This is a genomic window from Paucibacter sp. JuS9, assembly GCF_044043925.2.
Lineage (GTDB): Bacteria > Pseudomonadota > Gammaproteobacteria > Burkholderiales > Burkholderiaceae_C > JAUASW01.
This window is the reverse complement of record NZ_CP194172.1, coordinates 3,411,249-3,426,907: the sequence shown is the minus strand read 5'-3', so window position 1 is coordinate 3,426,907 and position 15,659 is coordinate 3,411,249. Positions and strand designations below refer to the sequence as shown.

Annotated in this window: 13 protein-coding genes; 5 read left to right on the top strand and 8 right to left on the bottom strand. The window is 66.9% G+C overall.

Annotated features, from left to right (window positions below; translation table 11 throughout):
* The first annotated feature begins 42 nt into the window (after positions 1-42).
* Both ABT392_RS15265 and ABT392_RS15260 read left to right on the top strand, forming a co-directional pair.
* Positions 43-2,118: an acetyl/propionyl/methylcrotonyl-CoA carboxylase subunit alpha gene (locus ABT392_RS15265; protein WP_395385393.1), complete on the top strand. Its 2,076-nt coding sequence runs from the start codon at positions 43-45 to the stop codon at positions 2,116-2,118.
* A gap of 1 nt (position 2,119) precedes the next feature.
* Complete coding sequence (locus tag ABT392_RS15260) at positions 2,120-3,031, top strand: hydroxymethylglutaryl-CoA lyase (protein ID WP_334278208.1); 912 nt, start codon at positions 2,120-2,122, stop codon at positions 3,029-3,031.
* A 34-nt stretch (positions 3,032-3,065) separates the two neighbouring features.
* On the opposite strand, the gene ABT392_RS15255 is transcribed toward ABT392_RS15260, so the two are convergent.
* Both ABT392_RS15255 and ABT392_RS15250 read right to left on the bottom strand, forming a co-directional pair.
* Positions 3,066-4,412 carry a sensor histidine kinase gene (locus ABT392_RS15255; RefSeq protein WP_395385394.1) on the bottom strand — a complete coding sequence of 449 codons (1,347 nt, stop codon included), beginning with the start codon at positions 4,410-4,412 and terminating at the stop codon, positions 3,066-3,068.
* Positions 4,409-5,083, bottom strand: a complete 675-nt coding sequence (locus tag ABT392_RS15250; protein ID WP_395385395.1) for a response regulator transcription factor — start codon at positions 5,081-5,083, stop codon at positions 4,409-4,411. The genes ABT392_RS15255 and ABT392_RS15250 overlap by 4 nt, the downstream gene beginning before the upstream one ends.
* A gap of 141 nt (positions 5,084-5,224) precedes the next feature.
* Here ABT392_RS15250 and ABT392_RS15245 point away from each other — a divergent pair, with 141 nt between their 5' ends.
* Positions 5,225-6,202, top strand: a complete 978-nt coding sequence (locus tag ABT392_RS15245) for a MipA/OmpV family protein (protein ID WP_464970811.1) — start codon at positions 5,225-5,227, stop codon at positions 6,200-6,202.
* A 7-nt stretch (positions 6,203-6,209) separates the two neighbouring features.
* Here the strand turns inward: ABT392_RS15245 and ABT392_RS15240 are convergent, their stop codons facing one another.
* The 6 genes from ABT392_RS15240 to ABT392_RS15215 all read right to left on the bottom strand — a co-directional run bounded on the left by ABT392_RS15240 (position 6,210) and on the right by ABT392_RS15215 (position 11,370).
* Positions 6,210-6,653 (bottom strand): VOC family protein, encoded by a 444-nt coding sequence (locus tag ABT392_RS15240; protein WP_334278204.1) that lies wholly within the window; start codon positions 6,651-6,653, stop codon positions 6,210-6,212.
* Between the two features lie 66 nt (positions 6,654-6,719).
* Positions 6,720-7,577: a carbon-nitrogen hydrolase family protein gene (locus ABT392_RS15235; protein WP_334278203.1), complete on the bottom strand. Its 858-nt coding sequence runs from the start codon at positions 7,575-7,577 to the stop codon at positions 6,720-6,722.
* A complete protein-coding gene (locus ABT392_RS15230; protein ID WP_395385397.1) occupies positions 7,574-8,500 on the bottom strand; it encodes an ABC transporter ATP-binding protein in 927 nt (308 codons plus the stop codon). The genes ABT392_RS15235 and ABT392_RS15230 overlap by 4 nt, the downstream gene beginning before the upstream one ends.
* On the bottom strand, positions 8,493-9,476 hold the full coding sequence (locus ABT392_RS15225; RefSeq protein WP_334278201.1) for an ABC transporter ATP-binding protein: 984 nt from the start codon (positions 9,474-9,476) through the stop codon (positions 8,493-8,495). Before ABT392_RS15225 ends, ABT392_RS15230 begins: the two co-directional genes overlap by 8 nt.
* Positions 9,473-10,276, bottom strand: coding sequence for an ABC transporter permease (locus ABT392_RS15220; protein ID WP_395385398.1), 804 nt, complete (start codon positions 10,274-10,276; stop codon positions 9,473-9,475). Before ABT392_RS15220 ends, ABT392_RS15225 begins: the two co-directional genes overlap by 4 nt.
* A 71-nt stretch (positions 10,277-10,347) precedes the next feature.
* Positions 10,348-11,370, bottom strand: coding sequence for an ABC transporter permease (locus tag ABT392_RS15215; RefSeq protein ID WP_334278199.1), 1,023 nt, complete (start codon positions 11,368-11,370; stop codon positions 10,348-10,350).
* A gap of 295 nt (positions 11,371-11,665) precedes the next feature.
* On the opposite strand from ABT392_RS15215, the gene ABT392_RS15210 reads away from it, so the two are divergent.
* Positions 11,666-13,204 (top strand): ABC transporter substrate-binding protein, encoded by a 1,539-nt coding sequence (locus ABT392_RS15210; protein ID WP_395385399.1) that lies wholly within the window; start codon positions 11,666-11,668, stop codon positions 13,202-13,204.
* 50 nt (positions 13,205-13,254) lie between these two features.
* Positions 13,255-15,633: a TonB-dependent receptor gene (locus tag ABT392_RS15205; RefSeq protein WP_334278196.1), complete on the top strand. Its 2,379-nt coding sequence runs from the start codon at positions 13,255-13,257 to the stop codon at positions 15,631-15,633.
* The last annotated feature ends 26 nt before the right edge of the window (positions 15,634-15,659 follow it).

Sequence of the window (15,659 nt, the reverse complement as noted above, 5' to 3'; positions counted from 1 at the left end):
TACCGCAGCCTGCAGACGACAACAAGACGGAGAGACACGGCCATGTTCAAGAAAATCCTGATTGCGAACCGCGGCGAAATCGCCTGCCGCGTTGCCGCCACCGCACGCCGTCTGGGCGTCAAGACCGTGGCCGTCTACTCCGAAGCGGATGCGCGCTCCAAGCATGTGCAGGCTTGCGACGAGGCCGTGCTGATTGGTGGCCCGGCGCCGCGCGAGTCCTACCTGCAGTGGCAGCGCATCCTGGAGGCTGCCCGCGCCACCGGTGCCGAGGCCGTGCATCCGGGCTACGGCTTCCTGAGCGAGAACGAGGAGTTTGCCGAGGCCTGTGCCGCGGCCGGCCTGGTGTTCATCGGCCCGCCGTCATCAGCGATCCGTGCCATGGGCCTGAAGGCCGAATCCAAGCGCCTGATGGAGCAGGCTGGGGTGCCGCTGGTGCCGGGCTATCACGGTGCCGATCAAGACCCGGCCTTGCTCAAGCGCGAGGCTGATCGCATCGGCTACCCGGTGCTGATCAAGGCCAGCGCTGGCGGTGGCGGCAGGGGCATGCGTGCCGTGCTCGCGGCAGAAGAATTCGATGCTGCGCTGGCCTCCTGCAAGCGCGAGGCGATCAACAGCTTCGGCGACGATGCGGTGCTGATCGAGCGCTATGTGCAGAAGCCCCGCCATATCGAGATCCAGGTCTTCGGCGACACACAGGGCGACTGCGTCTACCTGTTCGAGCGCGATTGCTCGGTGCAGCGCCGCCACCAGAAGGTGCTGGAAGAAGCGCCGGCCCCGGGCATGACGCCGGAGCGCCGTGCCCAGATGGGCGAAGCGGCTGTCGCGGCAGCCAAGGCCGTGGGCTATGTCGGCGCCGGCACGGTCGAGTTCATCTGCGAGCAGGATGGCCGCTTCTACTTCATGGAAATGAACACCCGCCTGCAGGTCGAGCATCCGGTGACGGAAGCGATCACCGGCCAGGACCTGGTCGAGTGGCAATTGCGCGTGGCTTCGGGCCTGCCTTTGCCGCTCAAGCAGAGTGAGCTGCGCATGCAGGGCCATGCCATCGAGGCGCGCATCTGCGCCGAGAACCCCGAGGCCGGCTTCCTTCCTGCCACGGGACGTCTGGACGTGGCGCGCTGGCCCGCCCATGTGAGCTTTGAGCGCGGCCATGTGCGGCTCGACGCCGGCGTGGGCGAGGGTGACGAGATCAGCCCCTTCTACGACTCCATGGTCGCCAAGCTGATCGTCTGGGGTGAAGACCGCGCGCAGGCGCTGGCTCGCCTGGATGCTGCGCTGCGCGACACGCACATCGTCGGCCTGCAGACCAATGTCGCCTTCCTGCGCCGCTGCGCCGCGACGGCTTCGTTTGCCAATGCCGATCTGGACACGGCGCTGATCGAGCGTGAGCGCGCAGCGCTGTTCGATCAACCGGGCCTGCCGCTGGAGGTCGCGGCGGCCGCGGTGGTTGCACACACGCTGGCCGTGGAAGCCACGCTGCAGAACAACGACCCGTGGAGCCGTCGTGACGGCTGGCGCATGTATGGCGCCTCGGCCCGCCGCTTCGAGCTGGACGTGAACGGCGTTCACCACCAGGTCTTGCTGTCGCGTCATCACCAGGGTGGCATGCAGTTGAAGGTCGAGGGCCAGGTCTTGCCCTTCGCCGTGAATTCAGCGGGATTGGAATCGCATGAGCTGCTGCTCGGCGAAGGCCTGCAGGAAGCGAGCCCCCTGGCCAATGCTGTCGCATTGACACCCCCCGAGGGGGCCGGGGCGACTTGGGGCGGCCCGGCGTCGCCGCAACGCCGCATCACGGTCAAGACCTATGCACAGGGCGAAAAGGTCGCCGTGTTTGCGCCGCAGGGCTCGGTTGTGGTCACCGAGTTCGACGTGATTGCCCATGCGGGCGAGGGCGGTGCCGAAGGCGGCCGCCTGACCGCGCCGATGCCGGGCAAGATGGTGTCCTTCCTGGCCGGCGTCGGCGACAAGGTCACGAAGGGCCAGGCACTGGCGGTGATGGAGGCGATGAAGATGGAGCACACCATCAATGCCCCGCGCGACGGCGTGGTGGCGGAGATTCTCTACGCTGTCGGTGATCAGGTGAGCGATGGCGCGGAACTCCTGCGTTTGGAGAGCTGACATGACGACACTGCCCAGCCATGTGACGCTCGTTGACGTCGGCCCGCGCGACGGCCTTCAGAACGAGAAGCAGCCGGTCGCCACCGAGCACAAGGCGCGGCTGGTCTCGATGCTTCAGGACGCCGGCCTGAAGGAGATCGAGGTCACCAGCTTCGTCAGTCCCAAGTGGGTGCCGCAGATGGCCGACAACGAGGCCGTGATGGCCGCCATCGAGCGCCGCGCCGGTATTCGCTATGCGGTGCTGACGCCGAACATGAAGGGCCTGGAGGCAGCGTTGCCCACCCAGCCGGATGAGATCGTCGTGTTCGCGGCGGCGAGCGAAGCCTTCAGCCAGAAGAACATCAACTGCTCCATCGCCGAGAGCATCGAGCGTTTCGCACCGGTGGTGGCTGCGGCCCATGCCGCTGGCATCAAGGTGCGCGGCGCCCTGTCCTGCGCGGTCGGTTGCCCCTACCAGGGCGATGTGTCGCCGGACGAAGTGGAGCGCGTGGTGCAGCTGATGAAGGAGATCGGCGTGGACCACATGGGCGTCGCGGACACGATTGGCGTGGGCACGCCCCGCCGCATCCAGGCGGCCATGGAGCGGGCCCTGAAGCACTATCCGCTGCATGAGGTGAGCGGGCATTTCCACGACACCTACGGCCAGGCGCTGTCCAACATCTATGCCTGTCTGGAGTTGGGCATCCATCGCTTCGATGCCAGCGTGGCGGGCCTGGGCGGCTGCCCCTATGCCAAGGGCGCGACCGGCAATGTCGCGACCGAAGACATCGTCTTCATGCTCAATGGTCTTGGTATCGAGACCGGCATCGACATCGACAAGCTGGTCGATGCCGGCGCCTTCATCTCGAACGAGCTGGGCCGCCAGCCGGTGTCACGGGTGGGCCGCGCCTTGCTGGCCAAGCGGGCAGGTTGAGGGGCGGGCCGCGCCGGCAGCTGCATCGCCCCCGTCAGTCGGCGGGCAGCGGCAGGATCAGGCTGAAGCCGACGCCACGGCCGGCCAGGCCGCCGCCCACCTCGATGCGCCCGCGCAGGCGCTGCGCCATACGCCGCGCGATGGCCAGGCCCAGGCCAGTCCCGGTTTCGCTGTTGCCTGCCACGCGGTAGAAGCGCTCGAACACGCGCTCCTGCTCGGCCAAGGCGATGCCTGGGCCGTCGTCGGCAACGCTCAGGCACAGCTCGCCGCCGGGCCGGGCTCGCAGGCTGGCCTCGACACGCCCGCCCGGTGGGGTGTAGCGGATCGCGTTGTCCAGCAGGTTGTCGATGACCGAGTGCAGGGCGCTGCGCTCGCCCAGCCAGTAGAGCTCGTCCGGCGCCTGCAGCGACAGCTCGATATGGCGGCCGCGTGCCAGCGGTGCCAGCAGCGCCGCCCGCTCGCGCAGCAGCTCGGCGAGATCCAGACGCTGGCCAGCCTGCTTGGCGGGGTCATCGCGGGCCTCGGCGCGCGCCATGGTCAGCAATTGCGCCAGCAAGTGTGAGACGCGCTCGATGCCCTGGCGCAGCGCCGTGGCTGCGTCGCGCCGTGCGTCGGGTTCAGGTTCCTGCAGCAGCAGATGGGCCTGGGCGCTGACCGCGGCCAGTGGCGTGCGCAGCTCATGGGCGGCGTCTGCAAGAAAGTTGCGCTCCGCGTCCAGGCGCTGGCTCTCGCGCTGCAGCAGGGCATTGAGCGAGCTCACCACGGGCGCGGTCTCGGCATAGCTGCGATCGACCATCAACGGTGTCAGGTCGCCAGCGCGCCGCTGCGCGATGCGCTGGGCCAGCTGGCGCAGCGGCATCAGGCCCCAGCGAACCGACAGCCAGATCCACAGCCCGTGCCATATGAATACGCCCAGTTGCATGGGCAATACCTGGGCAAGCACTGGCAGCACGCTGTCTGGCGGGCGGGGCGCAGCGCCGATGTGCAGGCGCAGCTGACCGTCGCTCGCGCTCAGCGAGAGCGAGGGTTCGGCAGGGTCCAGCGCCTCGGCGGAGCGAGCCAGCAGCTGCCGCTCATCCGCTGACCAGAGTTGATAGCGTGGCCGCAATTGCTCGCCGAGCTGGTCCAGGCTGTAGGCCCGCACCAAGGCTCGCTCGGCGGCGTCGAGGCGATGCTGGCGGCCGTCCGCCGGCCCCCGAGCCGCCTCGACCAGCAGCCCGCCCCAGTCTCGCAGCTGAGCTTCGACCTGTGTCGGGTCGCCGTAGAGCTGGCGGTAGCTGAGGAGCAGGCTCAGCACAGGCCAGGCCAGCAGCAGCGCCATGCCTTGCCAGGCGATCATGCGCCGCCCGAGCGAAGGGGCCTGCTTGGCTTGGCCCTTCATTGCGGCTGGGCCGCACCGGCCTCGAGCACATAGCCCACGCCACGCACCGTGGTCAGGGCCAGTTCGGGCAACTTCTTGCGCAGCTTGTACATGTGCACGTCGATGGCATTGCTGTCGTTGCTGCTCGCGGCGCCGATGGCGCGCTCAATCTGCTGGCGGGTCAGCACCTTGTCGGGCTGGGCCGCCATAGCCTGAAGGATGTCGTACTCGCGGGTGGAAAGCGGCACCTCGGCACCACTCCAGAGCGCGCGGCGTCTGGCGGTGTCGAGTGCCAGCTCGCCCAGCTGCCAGACATTGCTTGGCTGGCGCGCGCTGCGGCGCAGCAGCGCACGCAGGCGGGAGAGCAGCTCCTCCATCGCGAAGGGCTTGGGAAGGTAGTCATCGGCGCCGCTGTCCAGGCCCTGGACGCGGTCATCCACCGAATCACGCGCGGTCAGGATGATGACCGGAAGATCCTGACCGAGTGAGCGCAACCAGGCCAGCAGGCTGAGCCCGGAGCGGTCGGGCAGGCCGATGTCCAGCAGCAGGGCCGCCCAATCGGGCTGGGCCAGGAAGCGCTGGGCATCGCCCGCGTTGCGAACCCAGACCACATGGTGGCCGGCCACAGTCAGTACGCGCTGCAAGGAACTGCCCAGCGGCAGATCGTCCTCAACCAGCAATAGCTTGCTCATCTCTCGTCCTTGACATGGGCCCTCTGCCCGGATTGCAGGAATTCTAGATTTGCAATGACGCGTCACCAGCGGCGCAAGGCCTGTGCTTCATCGCGCCTTCATCTGCAGTGCCCTGCTTAATTCGGGCTTCATGTTGCTGCCATGACACTGCCCGCCGAACTGCAGCAAGGGGCTGCTGTGACGAGCGGAGACGAGGACATGGAGATGAAGATCAAGACCAAGCAAGGCCTGGATGCGCCGGGGCGCTCCCTGCGACCCTGGGGGCTGGTGAGCGCGGTGGCGCTGTTGGCGGGCGTGGGCCTGTGTGCATTCGAGCCTGCGCAGGCAGCCGGGAACGCCGAAGCAGGGACGGAAGTGTCAGCGCCGACGCCTGCATGGGAGATGCGCTGGGGCGGCGCGCTGGCCTCGTGGCAGCGCTTTCCAGGCGCCGACAAGTCGCGCTTGATGGCGATCCCGCTGTTCGAGGCGAGCCATCGCAGCGGCTTTTTTGCCAGCAGCTTGCGCGGCGTGGGCTGGGAGTTCCGCCTGGGCGAAGTCGGACGCGTCAGCCTGGCCGGTGGTTTCGATGCCCGCGAGCGCCGCCGCAAGGACGACCCGCGAGCCCTTGTGCTGGGCGAGCACAAGATGCGGCCGGCCTTTCTGGCGGCGGCAGAGCTGCAGTTCGGTCCGGCCTACCTGGAGCTCAATGCCGTGGCTCGCCTGCGCACCCGTGACCGCGAGCACAAGACGCGATTGGGCACCTACGTCAGCCCCTACAAGGATCACGGCGACGGCGCGACGGTCGATCTCGAAGTCGGCATGGGCATGGTGCGCACCGAACGGCTTCAGTTGCGTGGCGGCCTGCGTGTGGCCGCAATGGACAGCCGCTTTGCCGAGAACTTCTATGCCGTGCCGGCCGAGATCGGCGTTGCGGCGACGCCGCCGATCCGGCCCTACCGCATCGGCTCGGGCGTCGTGAGCGCCGGTCTCGGCCTGCAGGCCCAGGTGCAGATCGACAAGGACTGGACCTTCACGTCGCGCATGAACCTCGACCGCTTGCGCGGAGCGGCTGCCACCAGCCCCTTGGTCCAGGAGCGCAACCAGCCTTCGCTGATGATGACGATCAGCCGACCGCTCTGAGGCTGCCTCAGCCGCGCACGCGCTCGGAGAACCACCACAGGTGGCCATCGCAGTCGAGCGCTCCATAGGCTCGGTCGGCCCAGTAGGCCTCGCCGTAGTCGTGCAGCGCCGGCTCCATGGTGATGACGGCGCCGGCAGCTCGGGCTCGCTCGCAGTGCGCCTGCACATCGTCCACATAAAGCATCACGCTTTGCGTGTTGGCGCCGCCAACAGTACGTGGGCTGCGCGAGGGCACGCCAAAGCGTGCTTGGCGTGCCGCGCCGCCTTCGGACACCATGATCACGGCCTCGCCGTAGCTCAGCTCGCTGTGCGCCACCGAGCCGTCCTCGGCATCGACCTTGATGCGCAGCTCGAAGTCGAAGGCCTTCATCAGCCATTCGATCGCACGGTTGGCGTCTTCATAGAACAGCGCGCTGGAGAGGCGCGGCCAGTCGGCAGGGGTGGGATTCATGGGGGACAGGCTCCCTTGCTGTGCGGCGAGCCCGAAGCATAGGCCGGCGCCTGCCGCGCCACAAGCTCAGGCGCCGCTGCGCCGATGCAGTTCCAGCGGCCCCAGCGCTTGCAGATGGGGCGAGGCGTCAGCGCTCGCCGCATAGCAGGGGAAGCGCATGGGTGCGTCGCGGAATGACTTGAGTACCTGGCCCAGGCCCTTCAGGCCGTGGCGGCGCGTATGGCGCACCCGCTCCAGGTCCAGCGTCAGCGGAATGAGCTCCTGCTCAGGCCCGGCCTGGTGCAGCACGTCGCCCTCCGGCCCCACCACGATGGAGCGGCCATTGCCCAACCGGCCGGCGTTGTTGACGTCGAAGAAATAGCACTGGTTCATGATGGCATTGGCGCGGGCGATTATCAGCTCCTCGCTGCGGTCAATGGTGCCCGTCATCGTCGGGTGCAGGATCACCTCGGCACCCTGGCAGATCATGGCGCGCGTGGTCTCGGGGAACCAGCCGTCGTAGCAAATCGACACGCCGAAGCGGCCCACGTCCGGTACATCGAACACCACTGTCTCGGTCCCGCTGGCCACGCCCTGCTCGTAGGGCTGGAAGGGGTACATCTTGCGATAGCGTGCCACTACCTCGCCGGCCGGGTTGATCACCGGCGTGGTGTTGTAGATCAGACCTTCGTGCTTTTCGTAGATCGACCCCGGGATCAGCCAGATGCCATGGCGCCTGGCCAGCGTCTGGAAGCGCTGCTCGGTGGGGCCGGGCAGGGCTTCGGCAAAGCGTAGCTCGGGGCCGAAGGCCGCCAGCTCGGCCAGCACCACCATCTGCACCCAGGGGAAGCGGGCCAGGGTGCCGGCCACCTCGCGGTCTATGGTGTCGAGGTTGTCGTCATGGGGCAGGGCCAGCTGCAGGCCGGCAATCGAGAACTTGCTCATGGGGCTGTGCCTCCGAGGGGGAAGTGACAAGACGCGGACAGTTGTCCAGCGGCTTCTGTGGGCGCCACGCCTCTGCAGGCAGCCTGTGCATGCGCGCAACGCAGCTGGTAGGCGCATCCAGTGGCTGCAAAACCGGGGTCGGGTTTTGCGTCCAGCAATGGCGTGCCGGCCCCTGGGACAGCGGCCAGCAGCTCGGCGGTGTACGGATGGCGTGGCGCCGCAAATACCTGGTGCACTGGCCCACGCTCGACCACGCCGCCGGCATACATCACCAGCACCTCGTGCGCGAGGATCTCCACCAGCGCGAGGTTGTGAGTGATGAAGAGGTAGCTGAGCTGCAGCTCGTCGCGCAGGTCGCAGAGCAGGTTCAGGACCTGGGCCTGCACCGACACGTCCAACGCTGAGGTAGGCTCGTCGAGTATGACCAGGCGCGGCTGCAGGATCAGCGCCCGCGCGATCACGGCGCGCTGCAATTGGCCGCCCGAGAGCTGGTGCGGCAGCCGGTCGGCCATGGCCTCGCCCAAGCCCACGCGGGTCAGCATCTCCAAGGCGCGGTCATGCAGGGCGGCGCGGTCCAGCCCCTTCATGTGCACCTGCAGTGGCTCGATCACGCTGACCCAGATCCGCTGGCGCGGGTCCAGCGAACTCAAGGGGTTCTGCAGCACCACGCCGAACTCGCGGCGCAGAAGCACCGTCTGGCTTGCACCGGTGCCGAGAAACTCCGCGCCGCCGATGCGCACTTCGCCGGCATCTGCCGACACCAGCTTGGCGATGCACATCGCCGCCGTGGTCTTGCCACTGCCCGATTCACCAACGATGGCCAGCGAGCGGCCGGGTTGCAGCTCGAGGTCGAGGCCGCGCAAGGCCTTTACAGGTCCATAGCTCTTGCGCAGGCCGCGCACGCTCAGCACGGGTTCAACCATGGGCCACCCCCGTGCTCGGCGCAGCCAGCGTGGCTGGCAGGATGGGGTTGTGGCATTCCACATGACTGGCCGCGCGTAGGCTCACCGTGGGCGGCAATTGGCCAGTGCAGGCGGGCACGGCGCGGCGGCAGCGCTCGACGAACACGCAGCCGCTTACCACCGCCGTCGATGGCAAGACCTGGCCGTCGATCACTGGCAGGCGACGCTGCAGCTCGCCCAGGCGCGGCTGGGCCTTGAGCAGGCTGGCCGTGTAGGGGTGCGAGGCCGAGGCCATCAGTTCGCGCACCGGACCATGCTCGACCGTGCGGCCGCCATACATCACGCTTACCCGGTCGGCCATTTGCGCCACCAGGTCAAGGTCATGCGAAATCAGGAGCAGGCCCATGCCCTGGTCGCTCAGCTCACGCAGGAGCCGCATGATGCGGGCCTGCACAGTGACGTCCAGCGCGGTTGTTGGCTCATCTGCGATCAGCACCTCGGGCTCGCATGCCACGGCCATGGCGATCATCACGCGCTGCAATTGGCCGCCCGAGAGCTGGTGTGGATAGCGCTGCAGATAGGCATCGCCCAGCTGCACCTTCTGCAATGCCTGCGACACCCGATGCTTCAGCGCAGTGCGCGGCTCCTTGAAATGCGTGGTCACCACGGTGAGCAGTTGCCGGCCCACGGTGTAGAAAGGGTTCAAAGCGCTGAGCGGATTCTGAAAAATCATCGCCACGCGGCGGCCACGCACGGCTCGCAGCGCGGGTTCGGGCGCACCGAGCAGTTCGGTGTCGCCAATGCGGATGCTGCCGCTGGCGCGTGCACGCGGTGGCAAAAGGCCCAGGCAGGCCAGGGCAGTGAGCGACTTTCCGCTGCCCGATTCGCCCACCAGGCCCAGCACTTCGCCGGGCCGAACCTGCAAGGAGCAGGCGCGCAGCGGTGTGCCGGCGCCGATGCTCACCTGGAGACCCTGGATATGCAAGCCGCTGCTCATGCCGACCGCCCTTCGAACTTGGGGTCGAGCCGGTCGCGCAGGCCGTCGCCCAGCAGGTTGGCGGCCATCACGGCGATGAAGATCGCGGCGCCGGGGAAGGCGGCAGTCCACCAGTATTCGAGGAAGACGGAGCGTGCATTGGAGATCATCAAGCCCCATTCCGGCGTGGGCGGTGTGGCACCCAGTCCGATGAAGCCCAGCGAGGCGGTGGTGAGGATGGCGTAGCCGAAGTCCAGGCTGGCTTGCACGAGGATGGGCGTGCTGCAGTTGGGCAGCACATGACGCCAGACGATGCGGGCATGTGAGGCGCCGAAAGCGCGTGCCGACACGATGTAGTTCTCGGCCTTCACGCTCAGCGCGGCGGCACGCGCGATGCGCGCATACCAGGGGAACCAGGACACCGCCACGGCCAGCATCGCGTTCTCGAGGCCCGGGCCGAGCAGTGCCACCAGCAGGATGGGCAATAGCAAGGGCGGGAAGGCGAGGAAGAGATCCGCCGTGCGCATCAGCAGGCTGTCAAGCCAGCCGCCCGCGTAGCCCGCCACCAGGCCCAGGGGTACGCCGATCAGCGCGGCCACCAGCACTACGCCGGCGCCAATCAGGAGCGAGATGCGCGCACCATGCAACACCTGCGAGAACAGGTCGCGGCCCAGCGCGTCGGTGCCGAACCAGTGTTCGGCACCGGGCGGCATGAGCTTGACGGCAAGGTCGATGCGGGCCGGGTCGGGCAAGCTAAGCCACGGTGCGGCCAGGCTCAGGAGCAGCAGGGCCAGCAGCAGCCCGGCGGTACCGGCGATCACGGCGTTCTGCCGCAGCCACCGCGTGGCCGACCGGGTGGGGGAGAGGGCGAAAGTATGGGGGAACGGGGCACTCATGGCGAGAGGCGCGGGTCCATGGCGAAGTAGAGGAGGTCGATCAGCAGATTGATCAAGAGGTAGACGGTAGAAACCAGCAGCGTCACGCCGATCACGGCGGGCTGGTCATTGGTGACGACCGATTCGACGATGTAGCCGCCGATGCCAGGCCAGTCGAACACGTACTCGACGATCACGCTGCCACCGAGCATGAAGCCGTAGCTCAGGCCGATGACGGTGAGCAGGGGCAACATGGCGGCGCGCAGCGCATGGCCGAACAGCAGGCGTTGGGGATGCATGCCGTAGGCGCGCGCTGTGCGCACATGGTCGGTCTGCAGAATCTCGGCCATCACATTGCGAGTGGTGCGCAAGATGACCGCGAGCGAGGCCGCGGCCAAGGCTGTGACCGGCAGCACCAGGTGCTCAAGCGCACTGCGGAATGCGGCGCCGTCGCCGGCGAGCAGGGTGTCAATCAGGTAGAGGCCACTCACCGCCGCGAAGGGCTGGTCGAGCATCAGGTCGGAGTCGATGCGTCCCTGCAGCGGCAGCCATTGCAAGTGGCCGTAGAACAGCAATTGCAGAAGAATGCCGAGAAAGAACACCGGCACCGCCAGCAGCGACACCGCCACCGTACGGCTGCTCTGGTCGAACGCGCGGCCCTGTCGCGCTGCGCTCCACACACCCAGCGGCACGCCCACCAGCACCGCCAGCAGTAGAGCCAGCGACACCAGCTCGGCGGTGGCTGCAAAGCGTTGGCGCACCTCCTGCGCGACCGGCAGGCCGGTGCGCAGGCTGCGGCCGAGGTCGCCTTGCACCGCGTTCGCGGCAAAGCGGGCGAACTGTTCGACGAGCGGGCGGTCCAGGCCGAGCTCGGCGCGGGCTGTGGCAATCTGCTCCGCCGTCGGCTTGGAGCCCAGCGCCAGCTCCACGGGCGAACTGGGCAGCAGACGGCTGAGTACGAAGACCAGCGCCATCACGCCCAGCACGATGGTTATCAGAGCGAGGCAGCGTTTGGCCACATAAACCCAGAGTCGCGACATCCGTTCCAGCTTCCCTTGTTGCGGCCGCAAGGCCCTTGCTGGACGCGATTCTCGCCACTGCGGCACTTGAGCCGCCAGACCCTTGGCGCGGCCCCTCTTCGGGGTTAGATGGAAACCCTGAGGGACGGGTCTTGCCCCCAGCGTAGGCTGCCGCAGCTTCACGGCCGCACGCTGCCCGACTACCCCTGCGGGGGCGCCCCGCACAGGGAATAGGCAAGCGGGTGGCGGCTGTGAAAAATCCGCTCATCGCAAAACAGTGAATGAGCTTCCAGGAACGATTGGGAACGAGACCTCGATGAAAAAACTTCTGCGTTGCTTGCTCTGCCTGTTTGCCGGCCTCGTGCTGGCGGCAGCCGTGCCAGCACAGAGCACGCGGCCCCTTGTGTATGCGATGTACGCCGACATCAAGGATTGGGACCCGGCGATTGCCTCGTCCACCGAGGTGATCCTGCTCAGCAATGTCTACGAGCCCCTGGTCTGGTACGACCCGCAAGCCGGCAAAGACAAATTGCGCCCCGGCCTGGCCACCGCCTGGAGCGTGAGCAAGGATGGCCGCGAATGGCGCTTCACCTTGCGCCAGAACGTGCGCTTCCATGATGGCGAGCCCTTCAATGCGGCGGCTGCCAAGGCCTCGATTGAACGCACCCGTCAACTGGCGAAAGGTTCGTCCTTCATCTGGGACCGGGTGCAGAGCATCAGCGCGCCCGACGCCCAGACCCTGGTGATTCGCACCAAGGTGCCGGCGCCGGTCGACCTGATCGCGTCTTCGCAGTATGCGGCCTATATGGTCTCGCCCAAGGCCATGGCGGCCGGCACGGCCTGGTTCAACGAAGGCCGCGACGGCGGCACCGGCCCCTACACGGTGCGCCAATGGACGCGCGGCCAGGAGGTGGTGCTGGATCGGTTCGACGGCTACTGGGGCGGCTGGCAGCCAGGCCAGTTCCAGCAGGTCAAGCTGCGCGTGGTGCAGGAGGCTTCGACCCAGGCTCAACTGATCCGCTCCGGCGAGGCCGACATCATCACCTTGCCCTCGGCCGACCTGGTGAAGGCGCTGGTACGCGACCCGAAGATCGCGGTGCTTCGTGGACCGTCCTGGCGCAACACACAGTTCCTGCTCAACACGCAGAAGGCGCCGACGAACAACGCCAATTTCCGCCGTGCGCTGACTTACGCTTGGGACTACCGCGGCGTGGCGGACAAGATCTACGAAGGCGGAGCGAGCCCCGCCACCGGCCCGATCCCGGCCACGATGTGGGGCCACGACTCAGCGCTCAAGTCGCCGCGGCTCGACCTGGCGCAAGCTCGGCGCATGCTTGAAGCCTCGGGCGTGCCGCGCTCGGCCTGGAAGATCACGGCCAGCTATATCGGTACCAGCGAGGAGTACAAGAACTCGCTCCTGCTGTTCAAGGCCAATCTGGAACAGCTGGGCGTGACGCTGGAATTGCGTCCGGGACCATGGGGAAAGATCTGGGACGACGCCAAGCGCGTCGAGAGCTCGCCCAACCTGATCTCGATGACCTGGTGGCCCACCTATGGCACGCCATCGGACTGGCTGATCGGCCTGTTCCGCAGCGAGTCGCCCACGGTCTTCAACCTCTCGCGCTACGCCAACCCGGCGTACGACGCACTGGTCAATGCCGGCGTTGCTGAAGAGGCGCGCGATCGTGCGCTGGCCGCCGCCAAGTTCTCGCAAGCCCAGCAACTGCTGCTCGACGACGCGGTGGCGCTCTTCGTGGCCGACCTGCAGGGCCGTGTGATCCATCGCCGCTCGCTCAAGGGCGTGCAACTCAATCCGGCCTACGACGCCGTGCTGTTTTATGGGTTGAGTCGCTGAGCGCGGCCGGCCCGGGTTTATTGAATCCAACAATTCAAAGGAGTATTCCTGTGGCATCGACATTGACATCGACCTCGCATCTGAAGAGAAGCCCGCTGGTGGTCGCCATGGGCGCGGCTTTCGTGACCTTCGGCCTGCCGGCCATGGCACAGCAGGCGCCGGCACCGGAGAAGACCACGCTCGAGACCGTGGTCGTGACCGCCCAGGGCCGCAAGGAGAATCCGCTCAAGGTGCCCTACAACATCTCAGCCATCAGCGGCGACGACCTGCAGGAGCGCCGCATCACCGACCAGGTGGACCTGCTGCGCGAAGTGGCGGGCGCCTCCGTGGTGGACCGCGGCTATCGCAACTCGGGCGTGCTCAGCGGCGTGACGGTGCGCGGCCTGAACCTCAATGGCTCGGCGCTCGGCGACTACCAGACCTCGGCCGTGCCGGCGGTGTCCACCTATGTGAACCAGACGCCGATCTACGCCAACTTCCTGATCAAGGACCTGGCCCGCGTGGAGGTGCTGCGCGGCCCGCAGGGCACGCTGTACGGATCGGGTTCGCTGGGCGGCACGGTGCGCTACATCACCAACGCCCCTGACCTGAAGGCCTTCGCCGCCCGTGTGGAAGGCAGCTTCAGCAAGACCGATGGCTCCGACGGCAGCAACAAGACCGGCGACCTGATGATCAACCTGCCGCTGGGCGAGATGCTGGCGGCGCGCGTGCTTGCCGGCAAGGTCAAGAACGCCGGCCTGATTGACTACGTGAACGTCTACAAGCTCGACGCCAAGGGCGCGCCGGTGGCGCCCAGCGGCCTGATCAACAAGGCGGCCAGCTATGAGTCGATCAAGGACGCCGACACGGTGGACATCGACTACGCCCGCGTGGCCCTGCTGTTCAAGCCCAATGCCAGCTTCTCGGCCACGCTGACGCACCAGACCCAGTCTGACGAGATCGGTGGCCGCCGCCAGCCCACCCGCGGCAACAACGGCAGCGGCGTGCCCTACGGCAAGTACGAGAACGGCTCGATCCAGCTTGAACCCTCGAGCCGCGATGTGCACATGACCAGCCTGGAGATGGAGCTGGACCTCGGCTTTGCCACGCTCACCAGCGCCAGTTCGCAGTACGAGCAGACCGGCACCAGTCTGTCGGAGAACACCGGCTTCTATGCCAAGAACAACTGGCTGCGCGATTTCTACTACAACTACCCGCGCCCGATGGCGCAGGCCCAGCGCGGCTACAGCGACAAGGCGACGGTGCAGGAGCTGCGCCTGGTGTCCAGGAAGGGTGGCTCCTTCGACTACATCGCCGGCCTGTACTACCAGGACCAGGTCCTCACTTCCTCGCAGCGCAGCTATCTGCGCGGCCTCAAGGTCTGGGCCGACGCGGCAGTGCCGGGCAACTTCCTGGTCAACGACAACGACTTCCTGTACGACCGCAGCCAGAATTTCAAGGAGACCTCGGTCTATGGCGAGCTGACCTATCACTTCAGCCCCGCGATGCGCAGCACCGTGGGCGTGCGCCACTACAGCAACAAGTTCAACAACGATACCGTGATGGGCATACCGGCATGGGGCATGACGCCGGAGCGCACGGTCTTCAACCAGAAGGACAGCGGCCAGCTCTACAAGCTGAATCTGGCCTATGACCTGGCACCCAACCAGATGGCCTATGCCACCGTCTCGCAGGGCTACCGGCGCGGTGGCGCCAACGCCGTGCCGCTGGTTGGCAACTTCAAGGAAAGCGCGACCTACCTGACCTACGCGCCCGACACCAACACCAACTATGAGGTGGGGCTGAAGGGCGCGAGCGGCAATATGCGCTACGGCGTTTCGGCCTTCTACATCGACTGGCGCAATGTGCAGGTGGAGACCACCACGCCCAACTGGGGCTTCTTCGCCGCACAGAACGGCGGCAAGGCCAGCAGCAAGGGCATCGAGTTTGAGCTGAGTGCGCCGCTGAGCACCGCCTGGCGCGCAGGCATCAACTACGCCTATGTGGATGCCAAGCTGGTGGATGATGTGCTGCGGGTCGACAAACCCTCCGTGGTCGTGGCGCCAGCCGGCACCCGCTTGCCGGGCACGGCCAGACACACCATCAGCGGCTCGCTGGAGCATGCGGCCAATCTCGAGAACGGCTGGCAGTGGACCAACCGGCTTTCGCTCTACTACCAGGGTGCCACCGAGAACGCGATCTCGGCCAGCGCCAAGTTCAAGCAGACCTGGGGCGGCTTCTCGCAAGTGGGCCTGGCGTCCACGCTGGCTGGCGACAAGTGGTCGGCCACGGTCTTCGTCAAGAACCTGCTGAACAATGAAGGCATCACTGGCGGCTTCCTTGAGCAGCACATGGGCACCGACGCGGCGCAGAACTACTTCGGCAATGGCTCCAAGGTCTTCATCTCGCAGCCGCGCACGGTGGGGGTCTCGGTGGTCTACAACTTCTGAGTCTCGGTGCTAGGCTCTCGGGCCGA

Excerpts from the sequence above, each read along its gene's own strand:
- ABT392_RS15265 (WP_395385393.1), top strand. The coding sequence starts at position 43 with ATGTTCAAGAAAATCCTGATTGCGAACCGCGGCGAAATCGCCTGCCGC.
- ABT392_RS15260 (WP_334278208.1), top strand. The coding sequence starts at position 2,120 with ATGACGACACTGCCCAGCCATGTGACGCTCGTTGACGTCGGCCCGCGC.
- ABT392_RS15255 (WP_395385394.1), bottom strand. The coding sequence starts at position 4,412 with ATGAAGGGCCAAGCCAAGCAGGCCCCTTCGCTCGGGCGGCGCATGATC.
- ABT392_RS15250 (WP_395385395.1), bottom strand. The coding sequence starts at position 5,083 with ATGAGCAAGCTATTGCTGGTTGAGGACGATCTGCCGCTGGGCAGTTCC.
- ABT392_RS15245 (WP_464970811.1), top strand. The coding sequence starts at position 5,225 with ATGACACTGCCCGCCGAACTGCAGCAAGGGGCTGCTGTGACGAGCGGA.
- ABT392_RS15240 (WP_334278204.1), bottom strand. The coding sequence starts at position 6,653 with ATGAATCCCACCCCTGCCGACTGGCCGCGCCTCTCCAGCGCGCTGTTC.
- ABT392_RS15235 (WP_334278203.1), bottom strand. The coding sequence starts at position 7,577 with ATGAGCAAGTTCTCGATTGCCGGCCTGCAGCTGGCCCTGCCCCATGAC.
- ABT392_RS15230 (WP_395385397.1), bottom strand. The coding sequence starts at position 8,500 with ATGGTTGAACCCGTGCTGAGCGTGCGCGGCCTGCGCAAGAGCTATGGA.
- ABT392_RS15225 (WP_334278201.1), bottom strand. The coding sequence starts at position 9,476 with ATGAGCAGCGGCTTGCATATCCAGGGTCTCCAGGTGAGCATCGGCGCC.
- ABT392_RS15215 (WP_334278199.1), bottom strand. The coding sequence starts at position 11,370 with ATGTCGCGACTCTGGGTTTATGTGGCCAAACGCTGCCTCGCTCTGATA.
- ABT392_RS15210 (WP_395385399.1), top strand. The coding sequence starts at position 11,666 with ATGAAAAAACTTCTGCGTTGCTTGCTCTGCCTGTTTGCCGGCCTCGTG.